We start from the raw sequence: 1,746 nt of genomic DNA on the forward strand, positions 1-1,746 counted from the left end.
GGCAATCACCTCATCACCGGGCTGAACTCCGCAGGCAAGCAGGCTGAGATGCAGCGCTGCTGTTCCGTTGACTGTTGCCACTCCAAAATCTGTTCCCACATATTCACTGACGCGCTGTTCAAACCGATCAACGTATGATCCAACGGAGGAAACCCACCCCGAATCGAGGCACTCCTTCACATATTTCCATTCATTCCCGGAAATTTCCGGTATCGATAAAGGAATCAGTTCGCGCATTATTTGCATAATTCAATTTGAGAAATAGCAGAATCATTCCACAAGAAATCGCTAAGCGGCCTTACGCAGAGAAGCAGAACGGGTAATATTTTCCATCAACAGACTCGCAACTGTAAATTCCCATTCAGTATCAATTTCCCAGGACCGCTCTGTCGGCATTTTGTATCCATACGTTTCCTGATAAGGGCGGAATGTCTTATCCACTCTGAAAGAATCTGCTCGCAGCACATACAGAGCTCCATTGAAGGCATACACATCCGTCAGGACCTGTCTGCGCAGTGCAGATTCTTCCTGCTGAGGAAAAATCTCCAGCAGCAAGCCCTCTTCATTCATGCTGCGCAAACAGACGGGATGACTTGGTGCTTTCATCATCCCGATGACCGATTTGGCATTTTTCTTTCTGGCAAACTGAATCGCGCCATCGATATCTTCGGCAATACGAAATGGAGAAGTTGGCTGGAGCATTGCGACATACTCCGTATCGTAATCTTCATGCTCAGCCAGCCAGTCAATCGCATGCAACACAACGTCGACATGGCTTGAAGCATCTAAAGCCAGTTCGAGGGGACGAATAAAAGGAACTTCGGCACCAAACCGCCGGGAGATTGACGCGATCTCTTTGTCATCGGTTGAAACAATGACACGATCCAGTTCCTGGCTCTGCAATGCCGCTTCGATCGTCCAGGCAATCAACGGTTTCCCTGCCAATAATTGAATATTTTTTCGAGGTACCCCTTTTGAGCCACCTCGCGCAGTGATTAATCCAACGACACCGGCCATCCATGGCCTCCTTCTTAATTGTCTCTACCTCGTGTGTGAGAGAAGAATCAGTTTATAAATCTGAAAGTTACAGTCAAAATTTTCCTGGTATTCCGGGCGTGGATATTAATTAAAACCATTTTTGGTGTAAAGGTTGAAACACAGCAAGCCACGCAAATAACCCATTCTAACATTCAGCTTTCCCTGCAGACGATTCAGGCAGCACTGCCCACAACAGACTGCTCCTCATTTTCGGCGGAAGATTCCAGTAATGTTGGTTTTTGTTTCTGCTCCAAAGCAGAAATCCCTCCGGCCAATGAAAGCCCCACCAGAAAACCAAATAAGTTACCTTCAGTAGTATCCAGCATCATCGAATTCACAAAACAACCGACAAAATAGACAGCGAGTACCGCCTGTCCAACTGCCTGGTCAAATCCTGTCATCAATTGCGTGGCCCGCCAGCCAACCCAAAAGAAGTATAAAAAGAGGCAAACACCGATGGCCCCGTTTTGAACCAGCAACATTATGTACTCGTTATGCGGATTTGCTGTAGAAATCTGCTCTTTTTCCTGCGTCAGCTGGTGATACTTCAGACTAAAGCTGCCCGTACCCGATCCAAACAGAGGATTTGATTTGGCGATACACAGGCTGTTTTCATAAAACTCAAGACGCAAATTAACACCGCTCTGCCGTTTCTGAGAGACTCTGTATTCTTTGATCTCAGTGATCACCTGATTGATACGGCTGTGA

Annotated in this window: 3 protein-coding genes; all 3 read right to left on the reverse strand. The window is 46.8% G+C overall.

What is annotated here, in order from left to right:
* Positions 1-228 (reverse strand): DegT/DnrJ/EryC1/StrS family aminotransferase (locus Q0294_RS20170; RefSeq protein WP_366918000.1); only part of this gene is annotated, 228 nt, incomplete at its 3' end.
* Between the two features lie 60 nt (positions 229-288).
* On the reverse strand, positions 289-1,017 hold the full coding sequence (locus tag Q0294_RS20175) for an acylneuraminate cytidylyltransferase family protein (protein WP_299469050.1): 729 nt from the start codon (positions 1,015-1,017) through the stop codon (positions 289-291).
* A gap of 194 nt (positions 1,018-1,211) precedes the next feature.
* Positions 1,212-1,727, reverse strand: coding sequence for an O-antigen ligase family protein (locus tag Q0294_RS20180; RefSeq protein ID WP_299469052.1), 516 nt, complete (start codon positions 1,725-1,727; stop codon positions 1,212-1,214).
* Positions 1,728-1,746: the final 19 nt, after the last annotated feature.

Source organism: uncultured Gimesia sp. (genome assembly GCF_937919775.1).
In the GTDB taxonomy this organism is placed as follows: domain Bacteria; phylum Planctomycetota; class Planctomycetia; order Planctomycetales; family Planctomycetaceae; genus Gimesia.

Coding starts and splice junctions, on each gene's coding strand:
- Q0294_RS20175 (WP_299469050.1), bottom strand. CDS start 1,017: ATGGCCGGTGTCGTTGGATTAATCACTGCGCGAGGTGGCTCAAAAGGG.